Origin of the sequence: Aeromonas sp. CD, assembly GCF_033349375.1 — a bacterium.
In the GTDB taxonomy this organism is placed as follows: domain Bacteria; phylum Pseudomonadota; class Gammaproteobacteria; order Enterobacterales; family Aeromonadaceae; genus Aeromonas; species Aeromonas hydrophila.
The window spans coordinates 4,585,247-4,607,752 of sequence record NZ_CP137631.1; the positions used below are offsets into that span (position 1 = coordinate 4,585,247).

At 63.5% G+C, this 22,506-nt stretch carries 21 protein-coding genes; 10 read left to right on the forward strand and 11 right to left on the reverse strand.

Annotation, left to right across the window (positions count from 1 at the left end; genetic code table 11):
- Positions 1-19: 19 nt before the first annotated feature.
- From R2E40_RS21490 to bioH, 3 genes are all read right to left on the reverse strand, one after another.
- On the reverse strand, positions 20-817 hold the full coding sequence (locus tag R2E40_RS21490; RefSeq protein ID WP_318164347.1) for a putative metalloprotease CJM1_0395 family protein: 798 nt from the start codon (positions 815-817) through the stop codon (positions 20-22).
- 1 nt (position 818) lies between these two features.
- Positions 819-1,052, reverse strand: coding sequence for a hypothetical protein (locus tag R2E40_RS21495; protein ID WP_005319796.1), 234 nt, complete (start codon positions 1,050-1,052; stop codon positions 819-821).
- A 71-nt stretch (positions 1,053-1,123) separates the two neighbouring features.
- On the reverse strand, positions 1,124-1,888 hold the full coding sequence (gene bioH, locus R2E40_RS21500) for a pimeloyl-ACP methyl ester esterase BioH (RefSeq protein ID WP_318164348.1): 765 nt from the start codon (positions 1,886-1,888) through the stop codon (positions 1,124-1,126).
- A 36-nt stretch (positions 1,889-1,924) separates the two neighbouring features.
- Here bioH and R2E40_RS21505 point away from each other — a divergent pair, with 36 nt between their 5' ends.
- A complete protein-coding gene (locus R2E40_RS21505) occupies positions 1,925-2,653 on the forward strand; it encodes a ComF family protein (RefSeq protein ID WP_318164349.1) in 729 nt (242 codons plus the stop codon).
- A gap of 80 nt (positions 2,654-2,733) precedes the next feature.
- Positions 2,734-3,312: a Fe-S biogenesis protein NfuA gene (gene nfuA / locus R2E40_RS21510; RefSeq protein ID WP_011704302.1), complete on the forward strand. Its 579-nt coding sequence runs from the start codon at positions 2,734-2,736 to the stop codon at positions 3,310-3,312.
- Positions 3,313-3,382: 70 nt separating this feature from the next.
- Here nfuA and gpsA read toward each other — a convergent pair whose 3' ends face one another.
- From gpsA to R2E40_RS21525, 3 genes are read right to left on the reverse strand one after another with little or no spacing between them, the layout of a single operon-like run.
- On the reverse strand, positions 3,383-4,387 hold the full coding sequence (gpsA, locus tag R2E40_RS21515) for an NAD(P)H-dependent glycerol-3-phosphate dehydrogenase (RefSeq protein WP_011704301.1): 1,005 nt from the start codon (positions 4,385-4,387) through the stop codon (positions 3,383-3,385).
- Positions 4,388-4,389: 2 nt separating this feature from the next.
- Positions 4,390-4,860 carry a protein-export chaperone SecB gene (secB, locus tag R2E40_RS21520; protein ID WP_011704300.1) on the reverse strand — a complete coding sequence of 157 codons (471 nt, stop codon included), beginning with the start codon at positions 4,858-4,860 and terminating at the stop codon, positions 4,390-4,392.
- 46 nt (positions 4,861-4,906) lie between these two features.
- Positions 4,907-5,338, reverse strand: a complete 432-nt coding sequence (locus R2E40_RS21525) for a rhodanese-like domain-containing protein (RefSeq protein ID WP_005307875.1) — start codon at positions 5,336-5,338, stop codon at positions 4,907-4,909.
- A 325-nt stretch (positions 5,339-5,663) separates the two neighbouring features.
- On the opposite strand from R2E40_RS21525, the gene gpmM reads away from it, so the two are divergent.
- Positions 5,664-7,193, forward strand: coding sequence for a 2,3-bisphosphoglycerate-independent phosphoglycerate mutase (gene gpmM, locus R2E40_RS21530; RefSeq protein WP_318164350.1), 1,530 nt, complete (start codon positions 5,664-5,666; stop codon positions 7,191-7,193).
- A gap of 9 nt (positions 7,194-7,202) precedes the next feature.
- A complete protein-coding gene (gene envC / locus R2E40_RS21535) occupies positions 7,203-8,552 on the forward strand; it encodes a murein hydrolase activator EnvC (protein WP_043118209.1) in 1,350 nt (449 codons plus the stop codon).
- A 121-nt stretch (positions 8,553-8,673) separates the two neighbouring features.
- Here the strand turns inward: envC and R2E40_RS21540 are convergent, their stop codons facing one another.
- The gene (locus tag R2E40_RS21540) at positions 8,674-9,324 is read right to left on the reverse strand and encodes a Qnr family pentapeptide repeat protein (protein ID WP_016349102.1); all 651 of its coding nucleotides are present in this window, start codon (positions 9,322-9,324) and stop codon (positions 8,674-8,676) included.
- A gap of 90 nt (positions 9,325-9,414) precedes the next feature.
- Between R2E40_RS21540 and R2E40_RS21545 the strand changes: the two genes are divergently transcribed.
- Positions 9,415-10,422 (forward strand): substrate-binding domain-containing protein, encoded by a 1,008-nt coding sequence (locus R2E40_RS21545; RefSeq protein ID WP_103828659.1) that lies wholly within the window; start codon positions 9,415-9,417, stop codon positions 10,420-10,422.
- A 97-nt stretch (positions 10,423-10,519) separates the two neighbouring features.
- On the opposite strand, the gene R2E40_RS21550 is transcribed toward R2E40_RS21545, so the two are convergent.
- From R2E40_RS21550 to R2E40_RS21560, 3 genes are read right to left on the reverse strand one after another with little or no spacing between them, the layout of a single operon-like run.
- The gene (locus R2E40_RS21550) at positions 10,520-11,161 is read right to left on the reverse strand and encodes a bifunctional 4-hydroxy-2-oxoglutarate aldolase/2-dehydro-3-deoxy-phosphogluconate aldolase (RefSeq protein WP_318164351.1); all 642 of its coding nucleotides are present in this window, start codon (positions 11,159-11,161) and stop codon (positions 10,520-10,522) included.
- Positions 11,162-11,184: 23 nt separating this feature from the next.
- Entirely contained in the window at positions 11,185-12,981 is a 1,797-nt protein-coding gene (gene edd, locus R2E40_RS21555) for a phosphogluconate dehydratase (RefSeq protein WP_318164352.1), read from the reverse strand.
- The gene (locus tag R2E40_RS21560; RefSeq protein ID WP_005307862.1) at positions 12,978-13,487 is read right to left on the reverse strand and encodes a gluconokinase; all 510 of its coding nucleotides are present in this window, start codon (positions 13,485-13,487) and stop codon (positions 12,978-12,980) included. The genes edd and R2E40_RS21560 overlap by 4 nt, the downstream gene beginning before the upstream one ends.
- 245 nt (positions 13,488-13,732) lie before the next feature.
- On the opposite strand from R2E40_RS21560, the gene gntU reads away from it, so the two are divergent.
- The 5 genes from gntU to R2E40_RS21585 all read left to right on the forward strand — a co-directional run bounded on the left by gntU (position 13,733) and on the right by R2E40_RS21585 (position 21,378).
- Entirely contained in the window at positions 13,733-15,073 is a 1,341-nt protein-coding gene (gene gntU, locus R2E40_RS21565; RefSeq protein ID WP_017410600.1) for a gluconate transporter, read from the forward strand.
- Positions 15,074-15,219: 146 nt separating this feature from the next.
- Positions 15,220-16,569, forward strand: a complete 1,350-nt coding sequence (gene pssA, locus R2E40_RS21570) for a CDP-diacylglycerol--serine O-phosphatidyltransferase (protein WP_016349097.1) — start codon at positions 15,220-15,222, stop codon at positions 16,567-16,569.
- Between the two features lie 34 nt (positions 16,570-16,603).
- Positions 16,604-16,858, forward strand: a complete 255-nt coding sequence (locus tag R2E40_RS21575) for a hypothetical protein (RefSeq protein WP_124252692.1) — start codon at positions 16,604-16,606, stop codon at positions 16,856-16,858.
- 213 nt (positions 16,859-17,071) lie between these two features.
- Positions 17,072-19,141, forward strand: coding sequence for an ATP-dependent DNA helicase RecG (gene recG, locus R2E40_RS21580; RefSeq protein ID WP_039215264.1), 2,070 nt, complete (start codon positions 17,072-17,074; stop codon positions 19,139-19,141).
- A gap of 170 nt (positions 19,142-19,311) precedes the next feature.
- Positions 19,312-21,378, forward strand: coding sequence for an AsmA-like C-terminal region-containing protein (locus R2E40_RS21585; protein WP_318164353.1), 2,067 nt, complete (start codon positions 19,312-19,314; stop codon positions 21,376-21,378).
- A 62-nt stretch (positions 21,379-21,440) separates the two neighbouring features.
- On the opposite strand, the gene R2E40_RS21590 is transcribed toward R2E40_RS21585, so the two are convergent.
- Entirely contained in the window at positions 21,441-22,349 is a 909-nt protein-coding gene (locus tag R2E40_RS21590) for a bifunctional GNAT family N-acetyltransferase/hotdog fold thioesterase (RefSeq protein ID WP_016349094.1), read from the reverse strand.
- Positions 22,350-22,506 lie beyond the last annotated feature (157 nt).

Consider the following 22,506-nt stretch of genomic DNA (forward strand, 5'->3'; position numbering starts at 1 on the left):
AGGAAATCCGGCGGGGACTTCAGGCGCTGAGGCTCAGGCTCTGCGGGCTGGCGGGTTTGACCGCCTGCTGATAACGCTGGGCGATGACCTGGTTGCGCTGCTCCATGTAGCCGTTCAGTACACCGGTCTTGGCACTGCCATCAGCTCTCAGTGCGGAGTCGGGGTCGGAGGAGATCAGCGCCTTGCGAGCCTGAGCCTCCTTGGCGGCGGCACTTCGGGCGACACTCAGATCCTGGGAAGAGGGATCGGCAGGCGCCAGTGCGGCGGCGCGCACCTGCTGCATCTTGGCAATGGTGGCTCTGGGATCACCGGGAATGATACCGATATCGATGGAGACGCCACCGCCGGTCGCGTAACGCTTGCCATCCGGTCCCATGGCAAATTCATAGGTAGGGCTGCCCGCATACTGACCACCGGTGCTCTGATGCGCCTGCTCGTGAGTGCGCACCTCCTGATCCCTGTCGGCCAGCTCCTTGACCTGTAACTCCTGCTTCTGCTGTTGCTCCTGCTGCTTGGGATCCTGCTGTTTGTTGCGCTGGCCGTCATCACCGGTGGCCTCGACAAAGCGATTGTCGATCGCCGCCTGCGGGTTGCCGGTCTGGGAACCTTCGCGCGCCTGCTGGGAAGTCTGATTGGGATTGGCCTGGCTGGCTCTGGACTTCTCTTTCTGGGAGCCGACTTCGGACTCGGCGTTGAAAGCCTCGCTCTGACGGCTCTGGGGGATGAGTGCCGCGCGGCGATTGTCAGTACGTGCCGATTCCGTCTGCGGTTGCAGCTGGTTGGGAATGATGGTCGGCAGACTGACATTGATGTTCATGTCACACCCGGATGTCGATCAGGGTTCCCATCATGTCGCTGGCGGTCTGGATCACCTTGGCAGAGGCACCGGCCTGCACCTCGGCCACCTTGAGATTGACCAGCTCGTCGGGCAGCTGGACCTGGTCGCCGCTTGGGGTATTGAGCCTAGCGATCTGGCTGGATGCCTTGTCGGCGATCTGCTCCGCACGCTGAAAGCCTTGCACACCGCTGTTCAGTGCTGAATCTATACGCATGACAACTCTCCTCTGACACTGGATTAATTATCCGCCACGCCAGAGGATTAATGAAGCAAATTGGCTATTTTTCAACCTACAAAATGTTCAATGATTTCAATGAACTGTTGTGGATGGGAAATAAAGGGTGCATGTGAGGCCTTTTCCAGCACCACACTGCGGCTGCTTGGGTAACGCTCGTCCAGCAGAGGGATGGACGCCTTGGGCACCAGCGAATCCAGCCGACCGTAGACTCGCAGCCAAGGCAGGCTCAATGGTGTCAACTCATCACGCAGATCGACCTCGGCCAGCAAACCGAGTCCGGCCTCCAGCGCGGCAAGCTGGGGAGCGGGCCGCTCCGCCAGCCAGTGGCGCAACTGGCGGATATCGTCTCTGGCATGTTCGCTGCCCATGGCCTGGATCGCTAGGAAGCGTTCTATGGTCTGCTTGAAGTCCCCTGCCAGCATCTGGTTGAAACTGGTCAGCACCTTGGGGGCGATCCCCGGCCACTCGTCACGGGCCATGAAACAGGGGGAGCTGGCCACCGTGATGAGGGAGTGCAACCGCTCGGGATGGCTCAAGGCCAACTGGCTTGCCACCAGGCCACCGAGGGACCAGCCCAGCAAATGGCACCGCTCCGGCAGGATGGCTGCCACCTGTTCAGCCAGCCAGGGCAGACTGTACGCTACCTCGCCCGCCAGCGGACTGTTGCCAAAGCCGGGCAGATCCACCAGATGGACGCGATAGCGAGACGCCAGGGCCGGCACAATGCCGTGCCAGACCGCGCCATTCATTCCCCATCCGTGCAACAGCACCAGATCGGGCCCCTGACCAAACCGCTCAACCGACACGCTCATCTAGACTCAGATCCTGTTCACTCTGTTGGGGTCAGCATGTTAAAGCGGTTGCTCGCCAAAGCAAGTCCGATCCTCGGCCGCCATGCCGACTGGCAGGGCAACTGCCTGCTCTGCCAGCAGCCTTGCGATGTTGACCCCTTGCTGTGCAGCTGGTGCCGACAGGCCCTGCAGCAGGCTGAGCATACCTGCCGCTTGTGTGCAGCCCCCCTGCCGGCAATGCATGAAGAACACCTGCCGATCTGTGGTCGCTGCCAGCGCAGGCCGCGGCCATGGGAGCGGCTGCAGGTCATCGGTGACTACCGCCCCCCCTACCCCATGCTGATCCCCCGGCTGAAGTATTCCGGCCAGATCCTGCTGGCCCCGCTGCTCGCCCGGCTGCTGGCAGACCATCTGGATCTCAGCGAGCCGCCAGAGGCCATCATTCCGGTACCGCTGCACTGGTGGCGCCAGTGGTGGCGCGGCTTCAATCAGGCGGAAGAGATAGCCATCACTCTCAGCGAGCTGACCGGCATTCCTTGTGACAAGCGCCTGCTGCGCCGGGTCAGGGCAACCCCGCAGCAAACCAAGCTCAGTGCCGGCCAGCGGCGGCGCAATCTGCGCGGCGCCTTCCAGATCAGGCCCCACGCCTATCAGCACGTGGCGCTGCTTGATGATGTGGTCACCACGGGCGCGACCGCCGGCCATCTCACCCGTTTGCTCCATGAGAGCGGAGTCACAAAGGTGGAAGTGTGGGCCGTCTGTCGCACCCTCAAGCATCTCAAGTAACCATCGGCATGCTACCCAAGCCTTGCCAAGAGAGTTATCATGAATACCCTAGTCGTACACTCAGGTTTATGAGGATAGTGATGATCAGCATTTCCGACACCGCCCAGGCCCATTTCCGTAAACTGCTGGAAAAACAGCCTGATGGCACCAATATCCGGGTGTTTGTGGTCAATCCGGGAACCCAGAATGCCGAGTGCGGCGTATCATATTGCCCACCCGACGCGGTCGATCCGGAAGATCAACACCTGCCCTTCAGCGGTTTCGACTGCCTGGTCGATCCCCTGAGCGCCCCCTTCCTGGTGGATGCCACCATCGATTTCGTCACCGATCAGATGGGCTCCCAGCTCACCCTGAAAGCCCCCAACGCCAAGATGCGCAAAGTGGCCGACGATGCTCCGCTGATCGACCGTATCGAGTACGTGTTGATGTCCGAGGTGAACCCCATGCTGGCCGGTCACGGCGGCAAGGTCACCCTGGTCGAGCTGACCGAGGACAAGCTGGCCATCCTGCAGTTTGGCGGCGGTTGCAACGGTTGCTCCATGGTTGACTACACCCTGAAAGAGGGGATCGAGAAGCAGCTGCTGGAGAAATTCCCCGGCGAGCTCAACGGCGTCAAGGATGCCACCGAGCACCAGCGCGGCGATCACTCCTACTACTGATTTGCTGCCCTTGCAGCAAAGAAAAGGCCCCGCCAACCGGCGGGGCCTTTTGCATTCTGCGGCGAGCGGATCACTCGTCCTTCTTGTCTCGCGACAGCAGGGCGATGGCCGCCTCTTTCGGATTCTTGCCTTCGTACAGCACCTTGAAGATCTGCTCGCAGATGGGCATCTCGACGCCACAGCGGGCCGCCAGCAGATGCACCTCCTTGGTGTTGCGATAGCCTTCCACCACCTGGCCGATCTCAGCCATGGCGGTGTTCACGTCCTTGCCGGCCCCGAGGGCCAGCCCGAAGCGACGGTTGCGCGACTGGTTGTCGGTACAGGTCAGCACCAGATCCCCGAGCCCCGCCATCCCCATAAAGGTCTTGGCATCTGCCCCGAGCGCGGCGCCCAGGCGCTGCATCTCTACCAGACCCCGGGTGATGAGCGCGGTCCTGGCGTTGGCGCCAAAACCCAGCCCGTCGGAGAGACCGGCACCGATGGCGATGACGTTCTTGACCGCCCCGCCCAGTTGCAGACCGATGAAGTCCGGATTGGTATAGACCCGGAACGAACGGCCACAGTGCAGCAGCAAGGAGAGATCGTCGGCAAAGTCGTCGTGGGTCGACGCCACCGAGATGGCGGTCGGCAGACCGGCGGCCAGCTCCTTGGCGAAGGTAGGGCCGGAGATGACCGCCAGCGGCATCTCGTCACCCAGCACCTCGCGCGCCACGTCTTGCAGCAGACGGCCGCTGTCCGGCTCCAGCCCCTTGGTGGCCCAGGCGATACGGGTATCCGGGCGCAGGAAGGGTTTGACCTGGGCCAATACCTGACCGAACACATGGCTCGGCACCACCAGCAGCAGCACGGGGGCGGCTTGTACCGCCTGTTGCAGATCGGCGGTCAGCTGCAGATCGGCAGGAAAAGGGACATCCGGCAGAAAAGCCTTGTTGCAGCGGTCTTGTTCCAGCTCGGCGACATGGGCAGGGTCGTGACCCCACAGCAGGGTCGGATGACCGTTGCGCGCCAGAGAAATGGCAAGGGCGGAGCCATAAGACCCCGCCCCCAAGACCGAGATAGCGATCTGGTCGGCCATTATCAGGCTTCCGCAGTCGCCTGCTGGGCCTGTGCCTGCGCCATATGCTGGGCAAACAGGGCATCGAAGTTGACCGGTGCCAGGTTCAGCTGCGGGAAGGAACCCTTGCTCACCAGGTTGGACACCGCTTCGCGGGCATACGGGAACAGGATGTTCGGGCAGAAAGCAGCCAGGCAGTGAGCCAGTTGCGGCTCCGGCAGGTTGCCGATGGTGAAGATACCGGCTTGCTGAACTTCACACAGGAAGGCCGTTTCGGTTTCCAGCTTGCAGGTCACGGTCAGGGTCAGTACCACTTCATAGACGCTGTCGGCCAGGATGTTGGTCTTGGTGTCCATGTCCAGCTTGACGTCCGGCTGCCACTCTTTCTGGAAGATGTGCGGGGTATTCGGCGCTTCGAAGGAGACGTCCTTGGTGTAGACGCGCTGGATGTGGAATTCCGGTTGTACTTCCTGGTTGTTGATCTCTTCAGCCATTTTGTTTGATTCCTTTTATGAAAATAGGTGGGCGCAGGCCCTTAAATCAGCGTTTTTTGGTCACCGGCAGATTCTCTGCACGCCACTGGGCCATGCCACCGCTGAGCACATACACCTGCTTGAAGCCGGCTTTGCTCAATTGGCGACCCGCGCCACCAGCGGTCATCCCCGACTCGCACACCACTATGATGGGGGCATCTTTATGCTTTTCAACCGGGCCCAGATTATTGCTCTGGATCTGGCTGAGCGGCAGGTGCTGGGCACCGGCCAGATGGCCCTTGGCAAACTCTTCCTGACTGCGAATGTCCACCACGGTGGCGTTTTCACGGTTGATCAGCAGGGTTGCGGTGTGGTTGTTCACCGACTTCACCGGAGAAAAACGAGCACGCACCGTGGTGTAAACCAGAGTGCCTGCCAGGCCGAACCAGGCTGCGGTCAGCAGCGGGTTGCGGGCCGCGAAATCCAAATACTCTTGCATCTTCTACTATCCAGGGACCAAGACAAGTGCCCGAGTATACATGGGGACCCAGCCAAGATCAGCCATCTTGGCGGCAAAGCGGGAGCGGGCTCCCACCAGACGGGGACGGGGGAAAGCGGCGGCATAAAAAGTGGCATTCAGCCCGCTGCGGCGAGGATTCGTCGAGTGGTGCGACAAGCCGGCGACAAAGCAGAAACAGCTCGGCAACAGCGTGCGGCCCCCGCCGGACGGGGCTTGGCTATCAGGTGACTATTTCGGCAGATGTAGTAATATTACGCTAGTTTCACTTCCCGCAATTCATTCCTATCCGAGAGGACATAGCCTTATGTCAACAGCTAAGAAACCTTTGGTTCTGGTCATCATGGACGGTTGGGGCTACAGCACCAAGCAAGAGCACAATGCCGTCGCTGCCGCCAAGACTCCCAACCTCGACCGTCTCGCCCGTGACTACACCAGCACCCTGATCTCCGGCTCCGGCCTGGACGTGGGTCTGCCGGATGGTCAGATGGGGAACTCTGAAGTGGGCCACGTCAACATCGGCGCCGGTCGCATCGTCTATCAGGAACTGACCCGCATCTCCAAAGACATCCAGGACGGCGACTTCTTCCAGAACGTCGAGCTGGCCAAGGCGGTCGATGCTGCCGTGACCAAGGGCAAGGCCGTGCACATCATGGGCCTGATGTCCCCGGGTGGCGTGCACAGCCACGAAGAGCACATCATGGGCATGATCGAAATGGCCGCCAAGCGTGGCGCCGATCAGATCTACTTCCACGCCTTCCTGGACGGCCGTGACGTGCCGCCGCGCTCCGCCCAGTCCTCCATCGAGCAGTTCGATGCCCTGTTCGCCCGTCTGGGCAAGGGTCGCTTCGCCTCCATGATCGGCCGTTACTACGCCATGGACCGCGACAACCGCTGGGATCGCGTGCAGCAAGCCTATGACCTGATGACCCAGGGCAAGGGCGAGTTCACCGCCGACAGCGCCAGCGAAGCCCTGGCCGCCGCCTACGCTCGCGACGAGAACGACGAATTCGTCAAAGCCACCCGCATCGGTGCTGCCGCTCCCATGCAGGATGGCGATGCGCTGATCTTCATGAACTTCCGTGCCGACCGTGCCCGCGAGATCACCCGCGCCTTCGTTGACAGCGACTTCACCGGCTTCGCCCGCACCGCCACCCCAGCGCTGAACTTCGTGATGCTGACCGAATACGCGGCCGACATCAAAACCGCCTGCGCCTACCCGCCGACCGCGCTGGTCAACACTCTGGGTGAATGGCTGGCCAAGCAGGGCAAGACCCAGCTGCGCATCTCCGAAACCGAGAAGTACGCCCACGTCACCTTCTTCTTCAACGGCGGCGAAGAGGCCTGCTTCACTGGCGAAGATCGCGAGATCGTCGCCAGCCCGAAAGTGGCCACCTATGACCTGCAGCCGGAGATGAGCTCCGAAGAGCTGACCGACAAGCTGGTCGGCGCCATCAAGAGCGGCAAGTACGACGTCATCATCTGCAACTACCCGAACGGCGACATGGTCGGCCACACCGGCGTGTTCGACGCCGCGGTCAAGGCCTGTGAAGCGGTTGACCACTGCATCGGTCGCGTCACCGACGCCCTGGCCGAAGTGGGTGGCGAGTGCCTGATCACCGCCGACCACGGCAACGCCGAGAAGATGATGGACGAAGAGACCGGTCAGGCCCACACCGCCCACACCAACCTCCCGGTTCCGCTCATCTATTTCGGTCGCAAGGCCGAGGTGACTGAAGGCGGCAAATTGTCCGATCTGGCCCCCACCATGCTGACCCTGATGGGTCTGCCGGTACCGCCGGAAATGACTGGCAAGCCCCTGATGATTCTGAAATAATCCTTCCCCATGCGGGGATGCGAAGTTATTTCAACCAAAACCAGTCGCGTCGGCCTGTTGGCCGGCGCGCTGTTTTTTTGTCTGTCGTTCGGGCCGGCCACGGCTTGGGCTGCCAACCAGCAGCTCGGAGCCATGCAGTCCCAGATCAAGGAACAACAGCAGACCATCAAGCTCAGCAAGCAGGAGCTTGCCAAGCTCAACACCCAGCTCAAGGCTGATGAGCAGGCCATCTCGGCCGCCGCCGCCAAGCTCGACCAGACCAAGCAGCAGCTCAGAGAGAACCAGCAGAAACTGGTGGGGCTGCAGCAGGACAAGCTGGATCTGGAACAGCAGGCCAGCCATCAGAAGCAGTTGCTGGCCAAGCAGGCGGAGAGCGCCTTCACCGCCGGCAACCACGATTACCTCAAACTGCTGCTCAATCAGCAGGATCCGGCCAAACTGAGCCGCTCCCTCGACTACTACGACTACCTCAACAAGGCCCGCATCGAAGCCATCGAGGCGCTGCGTGCCACCCGCACCAAGCTGGCCAAAAACCAGCAGGCCACCAAAGAGACCGAAAGCCGGCTGCAAAGCCTGCTGAGCGAACAGCAGCAACATCATCAGAGCCTGCTGGCCAGCCAGCAGAGCCGCGCCAAGGTGCGCAACCAGCTGCAGCAATCGGTTCAGGATGACGAACAGAAGCTGAGCAAGCTGGTCAAGGCGGAAAAAACCTTGAAGGCCCGGCTGGAAGAGCTGCGCCGCCAGCGGGAAGAACAGGAACGGCGCGAACGGGCCGAGCGGGAACGCCTCGCCAAGCTGAAGGCGGAGCAGGAGCGGCAGCGCAAGCTGGCAGAGCAGCGCCGTGCCGAGCAACAGCGGCTCGCTGCCCAACAGAACAAGGCAGCCCAGCAACAGCAGCCGACCGAGGAAGTGGCCAGCAGCAAACCCGAGCGGGGTTCGGGGATCAGCAGCGCCGGCTATTACAGCGGGCTCAAGACCAACGGCAGCCTGCGCTGGCCGGTGCAGGGCCCCATCCTCATCGCCTACGGCTCGCCGCGCACCGCCGAACTGAAGTGGAAAGGCACCCTGATCGGCGCCAGTGAAGGTACCCAGGTCAAGGCGGTGGCACCGGGCCAGGTGGTCTACGCCGACTGGCTCGACGGCTTCGGCATGCTGCTGGTGATCGATCACGGCCGCGGCTACATGAGCCTCTACGGTCACAACCAGTCGCTGCTGCGCCAGGTGGGCCAGAACGTGGAACAGGGTGAACCGGTGGCGCTGGTCGGCGACAGCGGTGGCCAGGACAGACCCGGCCTCTACTTCGAGATCCGCTATCAGGGCGAGGCGATCAACCCCACCAAGTGGCTGGCCAAGCGCTGATGACCGCCACCCGGCCGCCAACCTGCCATCCAGAAAAGCCTGCATCATGCAGGCTTTTTTCATCGCCGCCGGCCGCGGGCATGACAGCAGATGACGAAAACTTACCTCTTTTCCTGCCGGCTCAGGGGAAGACGATCAGCCCGATCTGCTCCAGCAAGGCCTGCTGCTGATCTTCGTTGATCTGCACCCCGTCCAGATTGACCCGCCGCAGATCCAGCCCGGGCAGATCGCACTGGCGCAGGTCACAACCCTGCAGGTTGACGCTGGCCCAGTCTATTTGGCCAAACTCGGATCCGCTGAGATCGGAGCCCGCCAGCGAGGCACCGAACAGGTTTGCCCCCTGCCAGCGATTGCCGCTCAGTTCGCATTGCTCCAGCAGGCACCCTTCGAAATTGGCGTAACTGAAGTTGTTGCCGGTCAGGTGCGCCTCGCAGAAGTAGCTCTTGACGGTGATCTGGTTGGCAAAACTGGCGCGGGAGAAGTTGATCCCCAGCGCCTGACAGTCGCGCAGCTCCAGCCCCAGACATTGGCTTTGGCTGCAGTCGGCCATGGTGAGATCGCAGCGCAGAAAACTCGCCTCACGCAGGTCGCAACCCTGCAGCAAACAGCTCTGCTCGCTCTCCCGGTCATAGAAGCTGCAGTCGACGAAGCGGCATTCGGCCAGATCGAGCCAGGAGAAGTTGCAGCCGATGAAACGGCACCCCTGGAACTGCGCCCCCTCCAGGTCTTGCTGCTCGAAGCGCACGCCCTCGAAGCTCTTGTCCTTGATCATCCCGCGACTCCCCCTGTTGATGGCGTCATATGCTGACTTTGTTAAACAAAAACGGTAATGTTACGTGTAACATTTCTGCCGGATCCCGAGATGAACGACACCCGCAAGCGCCGCCCCACCCTGCAGGACATAGCCGACCTGACCGGGGTCACCAAGATGACCGTCAGCCGCTACCTGCGCGACCCGCAAGCCGTGGCCGAGGGCACCCGCGAGCGGATCGCCGCCGCGGTGGAGGAGCTCGGCTACATCCCCAACCGGGCGCCGGACATTCTCTCCAACGCCACCAGCAAGGCGATCGGCATCCTGATCCCCTCCCTCTCCAACCAGGTCTTCTCCGCCGTGGTGCACGGCATCGAATCGGTGACCCGGCCCGCCGGCTATCAGACCCTGCTGGCCCACTACGGCTACAGCCCGGAACGGGAAGAGGAGCAGGTCGCTTCCCTGCTCTCCTATCACGTGGATGGGCTGATCCTCTCCGACAGCCAGCACACCGAGCGCACCCGCAAGATGATTGCCACCGCCGGCATCCCGGTGGTGGAGACCATGGATCTGCCGCAGAGCCCCATCGACATGGTGGTCGGCATGGATCACCGGGCAGCCGCCCGGGCCATGGTAACAGAGATGCTGCGCCGAGGCCGACGCAAGCTGGTCTATCTCGGTGCGCGGCTCGACGTGCGCACCCAGCTGCGGATGGAAGGCTACTACCAGGCGATGCAGGATTTCGGCCTGAACGGCCAGCACCTGCTGACCGAGCAATCCTCCAGCTTCACCCTCGGCGGCCAGCTGCTGGAGCAGGCACTGGTGCGCTATCCCGATCTGGACGGCCTGTTCTGCACCAACGATGACCTGGCGGTGGGCGCCCTGCTGCAGTGTCAGGCCAAGTGGATACCCGTGCCCCAGCAGATCGCCATCGCCGGCAGCAATGCCCTCGACATCGGCCACGCCATGACCCCCAAGCTGGCCAGTATCGTCACGCCGCGCAAGGAGATCGGCCGTGCGGCCGCCACCATGCTGCTGGCCCGCCTCAACGGCCAGCCACTGGCCGACACCCGGCTCGACATGGGCTTCTCCCTGTACGAGGGGGACAGCTTGGGCTGAGGGCCAGACCCCCGCCATTCAAGCAGAACAGAGCAGGCCACCCGAGGGTGGCCTGCTTGCTTGGCAAACGGAAGGTCCGGCTCACGCCGGCGTCAAATCAGGATGCGACCAGAGCGACGGCTTCGCGGGAGAGGCGGGTCACCTCTTCCCAGTTACCGTTCTTGACGGCCTCGGCCGGCAGCATCCAGGAGCCGCCGACGGTGGCCACGCATTTCAGCGCCAGGTAATCGGCCACGTTTTTCGGGCCGATACCGCCGGTGGGGCAGAACTTCACCTGGGGCAGCGGCGCGGCGATGGCGGAGAGCGCCTTGGTGCCGCCGTTCGCTTCGGCCGGGAAGAATTTGAGGTGGTCGTAACCGGCTTCCAGCGCCTGCATCACCTCGGACGGAGTGGCCACACCCGGGATCAGCGGCGCCGTGCTGTTGGCCGCGTGGGCCAGCAGGGCCGGGGTCATCCCCGGGGAGATGACGAAGCGGGCACCGGCGGCCACGGCGGCGTCAAACTGCGCGCAGTTGAGCACGGTACCGGCACCGACCATGGCCTCCGGCATCGCCTTGGCGATGAGGGCGATCGCATCGAGTGCCACCGGGGTGCGCAGGGTGATTTCGAACACCGAGATGCCGCCGTCCAGCAGCGCCTTGGCCATCGGCAGGGCCTGCTCCAGCTCGTTGATGACCATCACGGGTACCAGCGGGGAGGCGGCAAACACCTCGGCCGGGGTCACTTTCCAGTTCTGCATAGCTCTTCCTTAGTCAAAGGCTCTTAGTCAAAAATAGTGGCGCCACACTCGGCGCTCGATACCGCGCGACGCATCACGCTGAACAGTTCACGGCCCCACCCCTCTTGTTCCAGGGTGAGGTCGATCTCGGCCTGGGTACGGCCGCTCAAATCGGTCAGGCAGTCGAGGCTGCCGGTTACCGCGTCCACTCGCAGCAAGTCGCCATCGGCAAGCAGGCCGATGGCCCCGCCGTGCAGCGCTTCCGGGGTGACGTGGATGGCGGCCGGGATCTTGCCGGAGGCGCCGGAGAGACGGCCGTCGGTGACCAGCGCCACCTTGTAACCGGCCTTTTGCAGGTTGCCGAGCACCGGCATCAGCTTGTGCAGCTCCGGCATGCCGTTGGCGGCCGGGCCATTGTGGCGCACCACGATGACGGCGTCCTGATTGAGATCGCCCGCCTTGTAGGCCGCCTCCACCGCATGCTGGGAGGAGAAGACCCGCGCCGGCGCCTCGATGACGCGATACTCGGGAGCCACGGCGGAGACCTTGACCACGGCGCGGCCCAGATTGCCTGCCAGCAGCTTGGTGCCGCCGGTAGCCTGAAATACGCTGCCGGAAGGCGACAGCACACTCGCATCGCCGCTCTCGCCCACCGGCTGCCATACCAGCTGGCCATCCACCAGTGCCGGACGGCTGAGGTAATCCTGCATCTCGCCAAACACCGGGGTGGCATCCAGGTGGATCAGCCCCTCTTCAGCCAGCCGGCGCATCAGGCCGGGCACGCCGCCCGCCTGTTCGAAGGCGTTGACGTCGGCCGGGCCGTTCGGGTACATGCGCACCAACAGCGGCACCACGTCGGAGAGATCGCTGATGTCGTCCCAGGTCAGGTGCAGGCCGGCAGCGCGGGCCAGCGCCACCATGTGGATGCTGTGGTTGGTGCTGCCGCCGGAGGCGAGCAGAGCCACCAGCCCGTTGACCAGCGAGCGCTCGTCGATCACCGCACTCAGGGGGCGATAGGCCGGGGACCCCGGGATCATGGCGCTGATGCGGCGGGCTGCCTCCTCGGTGAGGGCGCGGCGCAGCTCGCTGTGCGGGTGCACGAAGGCGGAACCGGGCAGCATCAGACCCATGGCCTCGAACACCAGCTGGTTGGTGTTGGCAGTGCCGTAGAAGGTGCAGGTGCCCGCCGCGTGGTAGGCACCGCACTCCATCTGCAGCAGGGCGTCGCGGCCCACTTCGCCGGCGGCGTACTGCTGGCGCACCTTCACCTTCTCGTCGTTGCTGATGCCGCTCGCCATCGGGCCGGCCGGCACGAAGGCGGTGGGCAGGTGAGCGTGGGAGAGCGCCCCCATGATCTGGCCCGGCGCTATCTTGTCGCAGATGCCGAGCAGCAGGGTGGCGTCGAAGGTGTTGTGGGAGAGCGACAGCGCGGTCGCCTGGGCGATCAGGTCGCGGGAGAACAGGGACATGTCCATCCCCGGCTGCCCCTGGGTCACGCCGTCGCACATGGCGGGCACGCCGCCGGCCACCTGGGCGCTGTGGCCCAGCTCGGCCAGCGAGGCCTTGATGATGTCCGGATAGCCCTGATAGGGCTGATGGGCGCTCAGCATGTCGTTGTAGGCGGTGACGATGCCGACGTTGGCACGGGTCATGTCGAGGATGCGTCCCTTCTCGTCACAGCTGGAGGCGGCCACGGCGTGGGCCAGGTTGCCGCAGGCCAGTGCGGCGCGGGTCTTGCCCTGATCGGCCTGACGCTGGATGCGGGCCAGGAAGGCCTGGCGACGGGCGGCACTGCGCTCGCGAATGCGGGCGGTGACGCTGGAAATGACCTGATGGATCATTGGGCTTGCTCCAATGCTGTGACGGCGCGATCAACCACCTGTTCGAAGGTGCCGTCGATATCGATGTGGAATACACCGGCTTCGCCGTCCGGGCGCTCCAGGGTATCGAACTGACTTTGTACCATGCTTTCGCGCATGAAGTGGCCCTTGCGGGCCCGCATCCGCTCGAGGATCAACGGCTGGCTGCCGTCGAGGAAGAGGAAGCTGACCGACTCGTTGCCTTCACGGATCTGATCGCGGTACTGCTTCTTGAGGGCCGAGCAGACGATGACGCCCACCTCGTTCTTCTGCTCCAGGCTGTAGGCCGCGTCGCGGATCCGCTCCAGCCAGGGGGCGCGATCCTCGTCGTTGAGCGGGTTGCCGCCAGCCATCTTCTGGATATTGGCCCTGGGGTGCAGATCATCACCGTCGATGAACTTGGCGCCCAGCACACTGGCCACCTTGAGGCCCACGCTGGACTTGCCGCTACCACATACACCCATCACGATAATGCTCTTACCCGCCATTGTTTGACCTCTATCTCATTTTTCAAAAAACGTGCTGCCGATGGGTTCTAACTTAGCACGTTACCGGTAACATGTTACCGGTAACAACAAGAATTGTGAAGTCTGCCACAGACTGAGCGCACTCATAGTCACCTGGGCAATCGAGTTTGAGCCCTGGCCATAAATCTAAATAAATCATAAAGATATGGTCTGCCGACGGATCGGCAGGGTGTCGACACTGAACTTGGAACAAGGAATGCACAACAATGTCTGACCTCTCCCTGATCATGACGGCCGCCGGCTCCATCGTGCTGCTGCTCTTTCTGGTGATGAAGGCCCGCCTGCACGCGGTCGTCTCCCTCATCCTGGTCTCCATGGTGGCGGGGCTCGCCGCCGGCATGAACCCGGCTGACATCGCAGCCACCATCCAGAAAGGGATGGGCGGCACCCTCGGTTTCGTCGCCGTGGTGGTGGCACTGGGCGCCATGTTCGGCAAGGTGATGGAAGTCACCGGCGCCCTCGACCGGGTGGCCCATACCCTGCTCGGCAAGTTCGGCGTCAAGCGCGCCAACTGGGCCATGGCACTGACCGGCTTCGTCTGCGCACTGCCGCTGTTCTTCGACGTGGCCGTGGTGCTGCTGATCGGCGTCGCCTTCGCCATCGTCCGCCGCGGTGGCGGCAGCGTGGTGAAGATCGGCATCGCCCTGCTGGCGGGCATCGCCACCTGCCAGGCCTTCCTGATCCCGGCGCCGGGCCCCATCCTGGTGGCATCCCAGCTGGGCGCCGACTTCGGCTACATGATCCTGTTCGGCCTGATCGCCGCCGTTCCGGCCCTGATCCTGGCCGGCCCGCTGTTTGGCGAGCTGATCAGCAAGGTGGTCGACGTGCCGCTGCCGGCCGACGCCCAGAGCAGCGCCCACGACGACGGCCAGAACCTGCCCTCCTTCGGGCTGGCCATGGGCCTCATCGGTCTGCCGCTGCTGCTGATCGGTCTCAAGACCATCGTCGGCCGCTTCGTCGAGGCCGGCACGCCCCTGCACGGCTGGCTGGAGTTCATCGGCCACCCCTTCACCGCCATCATGGTCGCCTGTCTGGCCGCCTTCTACCTGCTGGGGATCCGTCGCGGCATGTCCCGTGACGAAGTGATGAACGTCTGCAACAGCGCCATCCAGCCGGCTGGCGTCATCATCCTGGTGACCGGTGCCGGTGGCGTGTTCAAGCAGATCCTGGTGGATTCCGGCGTCGGTGCCGCCCTTGGCAACATGCTGGCGGACTCCGGCCTGCCCATCGTCGCGCTGGCCTTCATTCTGGCGGCCGCGGTGCGGGTCATTCAGGGTTCCGCCACCGTCGCCATGCTGACCGCCTGCGGTCTGGTGCTGCCGATGTTGGAGCCGCTCGGCCTGAACGGCGCCCAGCTGGCGGCGGTCACCATCGCCATCGGCGGCGGGGCCATCGTGCTCTCCCACGTCAATGACTCCGGTTTCTGGCTGGCCAACCGCTACCTCGGCCTCACCGAGAAGCAGACCCTGCAGACCTGGACCGTGATGGAGACCATCATAGGCACCACCGGCGGCGTGATGGCGATGATCATCTACAGCTTCCTCTGATCGCAGCCGTGCGGAAAAAGGCCTCCAATGTGAGGCCTTTTTCATCTTTATGACGATTCTTTCTTTGGCTAACAGGGCGAGATTGCTAGAATCGCCTATCCATCGCTCCGAGTGGAACGCTTAACGCAGTGATTTCAGGTTTCTCTATGCATTCATCGGCACATTATCGACAGCTGCTGGCGCGCCTGCCCCAGATCGCCGTCGCCGCAGACCAGTTTGAAGTGCTCAACAGCGCCAAGGACTTCAAGAGCCGGATCCTTTCGCTCATCGCCAGCGCGCGTCAGCGCATCTATCTGGTGGCGCTCTATCTGCAGGATGACGAGGCGGGGCGGGAGATCCTATCCGCCCTCTACGCCGCCAAGCAGCGCAACCCGGCCCTCGACGTCAAGGTGTTCGTCGACTTCCACCGTGCCCAGCGCGGCCTGATCGGCAAGGGCAAGCAAGGCGGCAACCACCTGATGTATCAGGAGATGGCCGCCCGCCACGAGCACCAGATCGCCATCTACGGCGTGCCGGTGAAGGGGCGTGAACTGCTCGGGGTACTGCACCTCAAGGGCTTCATCTTCGATGACACCCTGCTCTACTCCGGTGCCAGCCTCAACGACATCTACCTGCACCAGCAGGATCGCTACCGTTTCGACCGCTATCACCAGATCACCAGCCCGGAGCTGACCCGCAGCATGGTCAACTACGTGGATGACCTGTTCCTGCGCAGCGAGGCGGTGCAGCGGCTGGATCGCACCGACATCCCCAGCGCCAAGCAGCTGAAGGGGCCGATCCGCCGCTTCAAGCACAACCTGCGCCTCGGCCAGTACCGCTTCGACACCATGCCGGTCAACAGCCAGGAGGTGGCCATCACCCCGATGAGCGGCCTGGGCAAGCGCGGCAACCAGCTCAACAAGATGATCCGTACCCTGGTGCGGGCCACCGAGCGGGAGATCTTCATCTGCACCCCCTACTTCAACCCGCCCAAGGAGTTGAACAAGGATATCGAGGCCCTGCTCAAGCGCGGCTGCAAGGTGACCATCGTGGTGGGCGACAAGACCGCCAACGACTTCTTCATTCCGCCGGAGGAGAAATTCTCCACCATCGGCGGTCTGCCCTATCTGTACGAGACCAACCTGCGCAAGTTCGCCGAGCGCAACCAGCATCACATCGATGCCGGCCGTCTCAACCTGATGCTCTGGTGCTGCGAGCGCAACTCCTACCACCTCAAGGGGATCTTCGTGGATGACGAGTGGGCCCTGCTCACCGGCAACAACCTCAATCCCCGCGCCTGGGCGCTGGATCTGGAGAACGGCCTGCTGGTCTACGATCGCCGTCACCTGCTGCGACCCCAGTTCAACGCCGAGCGCGAGAACATCTTGGCCAACACCAAGCGCATCAGCCACTTCGATCAGATCGAGCAGATCCAGGACTACCCGGATCAGGTGCGCAAGCTACTGGCCCGGATCCACAGGGTCAAGGCCCATATCCTGCTCAAGCGGATAATCTGATTTCAAACAACCCATTGTTGTACAAGAGGGATACATGCCATTGATCATTTCAACCCAAGTAGTTGATACATGGAAAAAGAAGATCGAAAAGGATGGTCTGCAAGGCATAACATACTTTTGTCAGCAAGGAGGAAAGGTTTGGGTGTCTGCGTCAATGGATCATAAGCAGATATGTCAGCAAGTCCTTGGCGCAGATTCAGGCACCAGTTCTCTACCAAGCTACCTTCGTTGGGATGATGTCAGTGCTGTGAATCTAGTAGAGTTGCTGTACCAAATTGAAAAGGCATAGTTCTTTTAAAGAGTCACATTTACATACACCTCATCTTATTTTTCTCCAGCGCCAACAAAGGTCTCCCGTTTTCGGCAGACCTTTGTTGTATCCGCCATCCGGCCTCGTGTCCCTCTTGCCTAGGCGCGGCCCCCTCAGCAACTCGGCTTGCGTCGAGACAGCAATAAACCCTATCATCTGGACATATTTACAGTGTTTTCGGGCATCTAATTGATGAAATTGGATAAAATCTCCCTCGACAGCCTCAAGGGCGTCGGCAGCAAGATGCAGGAAAAGCTCGAGCGGCTGGGGCTGGCCACGGTGCAGGATCTGCTGTTCCACCTCCCCCTGCGCTACGAGGACCGCACCCAGGTGTGGCCCATCGGCGATCTGCCGCCCGGCCTGCACGGCGCCGTCGAGGGGGAGATCCAGGACACTCAGCTGGTGATGGGGCGCCGCCGCATGCTGGTCTGCCGCATCAGCGACGGCACCGGCACCCTCACCCTGCGCTTCTTCAACTTCACCGCCGCCCAGAAGAACAGCCTGAGCCCGGGCCGGCTGATGCGCTGCTTCGGCGAGGTGCGCCCCGGCAAGTACGGGCTGGAGATGGCCCACCCCGAGTACAAGCTGCTCGGCGAGGAGCAGGCCGGCCAGACCGAAGAGGCGCTCACCCCCGTCTACCCGACCACTGAGGGGCTGCGCCAGCTCACCCTGCGCAGTCTCACCGATCAGGCGCTGGCCCAGCTCGACCTCTACGGGGTGGAGGAGCTGCTGCCCGCCGGCCTCTATCCCCAGCAGATCGATCTGGCCGCGGCCCTGAAGCTGCTGCACCGTCCGCCCCCCTCGGTGGCGCTGGCCCTGCTCGAGAGCGGCCAGCACCCGGCTCAGCAACGGCTGGTGCTGGAGGAGCTGCTGGCCCACAACCTCTCGGTCTTGAAGGTGCGGGCTCAGGCACAAACCCAGCTGGCCCGCGCCCTCAAGCCGGCCCCGGCGCTGGTGGAACAGCTGCTCGGCGCCCTGCCGTTCACCCCCACCGGCGCCCAGAACCGGGTGGTGGCGGAGATCGGCCGGGATCTGCAACAGAGCCACCCCATGATGCGGCTGGTGCAGGGGGACGTGGGCTCAGGTAAAACGCTGGTCGCGGCGCTGGCCGCCTTGCAGGCCATCGGCAACGGCTGTCAGGTGGGGCTGATGGCGCCGACCGAGCTGCTGGCCGAACAGCACGCCATCAACTTCGCCAAGTGGCTGGAACCGCTCGGCATCGGAGTCGGCTGGCTGGCTGGCAAGCAGAAGGGCAAGGCACGAGAAGAAGCGCTGGCCGCCATCGCCGACGGCAGCGTCAAGATGGTGGTGGGTACCCACGCCATCTTCCAGGAGCAGGTGGTGTTCCAGCGCCTCGCCCTGGTCATCATCGACGAACAACACAGATTCGGCGTGCATCAGCGGCTCGCCCTGCGGGAAAAAGGGGAGCGGGAAGGGGTGCATCCCCATCAGCTCATCATGACCGCCACCCCCATCCCCCGTACTCTGGCGATGACCGCCTATGCCGACCTCGACACCTCCATCATCGACGAGCTGCCACCGGGCCGCACCCCCATCACCACGGTGGCGCTGCCCGACAGCCGCCGCCAGGACGTGATCGAACGGGTCAGACTGGCCTGCGAGGAGGGCAAGCAGGCCTACTGGGTCTGCACCCTGATCGAGGAGTCGGAGGTGCTGGAGTGCCAGGCCGCCGAGGACACTGCCGCCGAGCTGCAGAATCTGCTGCCCGGCCTGCACATCGGGCTGGTACACGGCCGGATGCGGCCGGTCGAGAAACAGCGGGTGATGGAGGAGTTCAAGGCGGGCATACTGCAACTGCTGGTCGCCACCACCGTCATCGAGGTGGGGGTGGACGTGCCCAACGCCAGCCTGATGATCATCGAAAACCCGGAGCGACTGGGGCTGGCGCAGCTGCACCAGCTGCGCGGCCGGGTCGGGCGCGGCTCGGTGGCCTCCCACTGCGTGCTGCTCTATCATGCCCCCTTGTCCAAGACGGCCCAGAGCCGGCTCGGGGTGCTGCGGGAGACCAACGACGGCTTCCTCATCGCCCAGCGGGATCTGGAGCTGCGCGGCCCGGGCGAGCTGCTCGGCACCCGCCAGACCGGCCTGGCCGACCTCAAGATCGCCGACCTGGTACGCGACCAATCGCTCATCCCGCAGGTGCAGAAGATGGCGCGCTTCCTGATGGACCGCCACCCGAGCCATGTCGAGCCACTGATTCGCCGCTGGCTCGGTCTACGGGATCACTATTCCAATGCTTGACCAAGGCAGATGCAGAAGATGGTCACCTTGCCTGATGGATAGGCACCCGGGCCATGTCGAACCCTTGATACGCCGCTGGCTCGGTCTGCGGGATCACTACTCGAATGCCTGACCTGCGGGATCACGCTGCCAACGTCTGATCACTCAACCAATACAGGAGGAAAGCGCTTATGAATTCCTGGCTGCGCGGCCTGCTCTACACCCTTGCCTTCCTGTTGCTCTTTGTCTGGGTCGGGCTCGGCCTGTTCGACGCCGAACGGGCCAAGAGGCCCATCGCCGGCTGGCTCAGCCAGCAGACCGGTGTGCCCGTCACCATAGGCCGGCTGGTGTTCAACCCGCTTCACCCCTACACCCTGCTGGCAGAGCAGGTGAGTTACGGCAACGCCGTGGCCCTCGACAAGATCTATCTCGAGATAGAGAGCATCGACTGGCTGAGTCGCGATGTGCGCATCGCCCATCTCGATCTCATTCGCCCGGCCATCAAGCTGCCGTTGCCCAACCAGCTGCCGAGCCTGCCGGTGCACTCCCTCACCATCGCCGACAGCACCATAGACCGGCTCAGCCTGGAGAGCGACGGGCTGACCCTGCGCGGCCTCAACGCCACCCTGAGCGACTGGCAGCTGCTCAATCCGGTGCGCCCGTCCCAGGCCAACCTGACCCTCAACATCAATGAGCTGGCGACCCCGGCCTGGGCCCTCTCCCGCCTCAACCTGGCCGGCCGGCTGGAAGGGCAGGTGCTAAGCACCGACAAGCTGACCGCCAACCTGTTCGACGGTCTGCTCGAGACCGGCATGGTGCTCGACTGGCCCGCCCGCAGCCTGCGGCTGAACAACCTCAAGACCCAGGGCATGCGCATCGAGTGGGGTACCCTTGCCAAAGCCGAATCCCCCCTGCGCCAGGTCAGCCTGGATCTCGGCCAGATCCGGGATCTCAGCTTCAACGACATCGAGCAGGAGCTGGCCCTCAACAACCTCAACGGCCAGCTGACCGCCTTCAACTGGCAGGCCGGCAGCACGCCCAGCGGCTACTTCTCGGGAACCCTCGGCGATCTCGGCCGCGGCCTGTTCCAGCTGGAATCCATCCAGGGCAAGGTCGCCTTCTCGCCCCAGCAGCTGGATGCCGAGTTGCAGGGCAAGGCCTATGAAGGGGAGTTCAACCTGGAGCTCTCCCTCGATCCCCTGCAACAGAAGCTGACCCTCAAGGACATGGCGCTGAGCGGCATGGACATCAGCCTGCCGGAAGGGTGGTGGCAGGATTGGCAGCGCTGGCGCCCGCAACAGATCGACATCCGCAAGCTGGCCTTCGACAAGCTCAAGGTGCTCTCCTTCGACGATACCCTACCCCTGTCGCTGACCGGCTGGCAGTTCTATCTGACCGATCTCAGCCTGCGCGGCAATCAGCCGGGGCCGCTGCTGGGCCGGGCCCGGCTCGAGAGCGCCTGGTTCGAACTGGTGTGGGACGGCCTCAGCGCCCGCAACGGCGAGCTGGATGGCGAGCTGACGGCTGGCTCCTGGCAGCTCAACAAGCTCACCAGCTCACTGCCGGATGAGGGCAGCCTCAGCCTGAGCGGCCAGTGGGGCCGCGAGCCGGGCCAGACCAGCCGGTTGCAGTTCAAGGGCGAGAAACTGGATCTGGTGCAGTGGGGCAAGATCCTCCACTCCCCCGTCTCCTTCGCCGGCAAGATGGATCTGAGCGCCGATCTGCAGGCGCTGCACGGCGGCACCCCAGGCGCCTGGCGCAGCTCCCTGCAGGGGAACATTGCGCTCGATGCCACCGAGCCGTTCTGGGACAAGGTGAAGATAGATCCGCTGCTGGATCAGTGGTTCAAGCAGGCGGCGGCACCAACCCTCAGCCCGGCCGAGCTCTGGCAGGCGATGCAGGAGGGCGACACCCCCTTCTATCGCATCAAGCTGCAGGGCAAGGTGGCGCAGGGCCAGCTGAAGATCGAGCAGGCCGGCGCTTCCACCATCACCCACCTGCTGGGGGTGCAGGGCAGCGTCGATCTGGTCAATGAGCAGTGGCAGCTGGATCTGGGCGTCCTCAACGGCCAGCACTGCGCCGAGCTGCTCGGCCAGTGGCGCGGGCCGCTCGCCGAGCCGACCCTCAGCTGGGGCTTCCAGCAGAAACCGGATGGCTGCGGCTGGGAGACCGGCGTACGCTACCCACCCCAGGGCAACAGCAGCCCGCTCTGGCGACCGGCGCCGAAGGCCCAGGCCGCACAGGCGGCCAACGGCTAGCCGACAGAAAGCAACAAGGCCTCGTGATGAGGCCTTGTTGCTTGATGGGAACCAGCGCGGGGCTACTGGCCCGGCCGCTTCACCGGCTGCACCACGTAGTGACCGAGGAACTCGGCCGCCAGCTTGTCGCCGCTGAACAGCTTGATCTTGAGGCTGAACTTGGCAGATTCGCCAGCCTTGAGCGGCTCGAGCACGGCGGGCATGCCTTCGCGCGCCACCCGCGCCTCCGGCTCCTCCTTGACCGGCCGATAGTACTTGATGTTGCCCTCCGCCAGCACAGTATCCCCTACCAGCCCCGCCTCCTTGAGCTGCAGCCAGATCAGGCCCCAGCCCGCCAGCACGCATTGGCTGTAGATGCTGCCGGCGAACATGGTGTCGTGCACGTTGAGATTGGCCGCCAGATTGGCCTTGAGGTGGAAAGTCTGGCCGTCGTAGTGGGTGATGTGCACCCCCATCTTCTCGCTGATGGGGATGCCGCGCGACCAGCGGGTGGTGAGATCCTGGCACCACTCCGGCCGGTACTGGATGGTCTGCAGCGGGCTCAGGGACTTGATCATCTGGCGGTGCGGAATGCGGCCGAAGGAGACGGGGCCTTCCCCCACCTCCAGAAAGCCGCACTTGCGGTAGAACTCCACCGCCTCCTGGCGGGCATTCATCACCAGCCGCTTCACCTTCTCGCTGCGGGCCAGCTGTTCGAGATCTTCCACCATGCGGGCACCCAGCCCCTGGCCACGAAATTCGGGGCGCAGCGCCATGAAGCGGATCTGGGCCTCGTCACCGCCGACAAACAGCCGCCCCACCGCGATGGGCGTGCCGTCGGGGGCCAGCATCAACCGGTGAATGGCGACGGTATCGTATTCATCCCGCTCGGAACCGACGGGCAGATTGAAGGGTTTACGCAGTAGTTCCCAGCGCAACTGGTAGTAAGAGTCCAGCTCGGCGGCCGTTTGAGGAGTGACTACCCGGTACATAAAGCGATCCTTGAGTTAGCGCCGACGGACAGACGGAAGGGCTTGCGCACCCATGCCTCCCAACTCAGCTGGTAGTAAGAGTCCAACTCGACTGCTGTTCGAGGAGTGACTACCCGGTACATAAAGCGATCCTTGAGTTAGCGCCGACGGGCACATT

Coding starts and splice junctions, on each gene's coding strand:
- R2E40_RS21560 (WP_005307862.1), bottom strand. CDS start 13,487: ATGGCGGGTAAGAGCATTATCGTGATGGGTGTATGTGGTAGCGGCAAG.
- bioH (WP_318164348.1), bottom strand. CDS start 1,888: ATGAGCGTGTCGGTTGAGCGGTTTGGTCAGGGGCCCGATCTGGTGCTG.
- gntU (WP_017410600.1), top strand. CDS start 13,733: ATGTCTGACCTCTCCCTGATCATGACGGCCGCCGGCTCCATCGTGCTG.
- secB (WP_011704300.1), bottom strand. CDS start 4,860: ATGGCTGAAGAGATCAACAACCAGGAAGTACAACCGGAATTCCACATC.
- nfuA (WP_011704302.1), top strand. CDS start 2,734: ATGATCAGCATTTCCGACACCGCCCAGGCCCATTTCCGTAAACTGCTG.
- R2E40_RS21545 (WP_103828659.1), top strand. CDS start 9,415: ATGAACGACACCCGCAAGCGCCGCCCCACCCTGCAGGACATAGCCGAC.
- R2E40_RS21525 (WP_005307875.1), bottom strand. CDS start 5,338: ATGCAAGAGTATTTGGATTTCGCGGCCCGCAACCCGCTGCTGACCGCA.
- recG (WP_039215264.1), top strand. CDS start 17,072: ATGAAATTGGATAAAATCTCCCTCGACAGCCTCAAGGGCGTCGGCAGC.
- gpsA (WP_011704301.1), bottom strand. CDS start 4,387: ATGGCCGACCAGATCGCTATCTCGGTCTTGGGGGCGGGGTCTTATGGC.
- envC (WP_043118209.1), top strand. CDS start 7,203: ATGCGGGGATGCGAAGTTATTTCAACCAAAACCAGTCGCGTCGGCCTG.
- edd (WP_318164352.1), bottom strand. CDS start 12,981: ATGATCCATCAGGTCATTTCCAGCGTCACCGCCCGCATTCGCGAGCGC.
- R2E40_RS21540 (WP_016349102.1), bottom strand. CDS start 9,324: ATGATCAAGGACAAGAGCTTCGAGGGCGTGCGCTTCGAGCAGCAAGAC.
- R2E40_RS21585 (WP_318164353.1), top strand. CDS start 19,312: ATGAATTCCTGGCTGCGCGGCCTGCTCTACACCCTTGCCTTCCTGTTG.
- R2E40_RS21575 (WP_124252692.1), top strand. CDS start 16,604: ATGCCATTGATCATTTCAACCCAAGTAGTTGATACATGGAAAAAGAAG.
- R2E40_RS21590 (WP_016349094.1), bottom strand. CDS start 22,349: ATGTACCGGGTAGTCACTCCTCAAACGGCCGCCGAGCTGGACTCTTAC.
- pssA (WP_016349097.1), top strand. CDS start 15,220: ATGCATTCATCGGCACATTATCGACAGCTGCTGGCGCGCCTGCCCCAG.
- R2E40_RS21490 (WP_318164347.1), bottom strand. CDS start 817: ATGAACATCAATGTCAGTCTGCCGACCATCATTCCCAACCAGCTGCAA.
- R2E40_RS21505 (WP_318164349.1), top strand. CDS start 1,925: ATGTTAAAGCGGTTGCTCGCCAAAGCAAGTCCGATCCTCGGCCGCCAT.
- R2E40_RS21495 (WP_005319796.1), bottom strand. CDS start 1,052: ATGCGTATAGATTCAGCACTGAACAGCGGTGTGCAAGGCTTTCAGCGT.
- R2E40_RS21550 (WP_318164351.1), bottom strand. CDS start 11,161: ATGCAGAACTGGAAAGTGACCCCGGCCGAGGTGTTTGCCGCCTCCCCG.
- gpmM (WP_318164350.1), top strand. CDS start 5,664: ATGTCAACAGCTAAGAAACCTTTGGTTCTGGTCATCATGGACGGTTGG.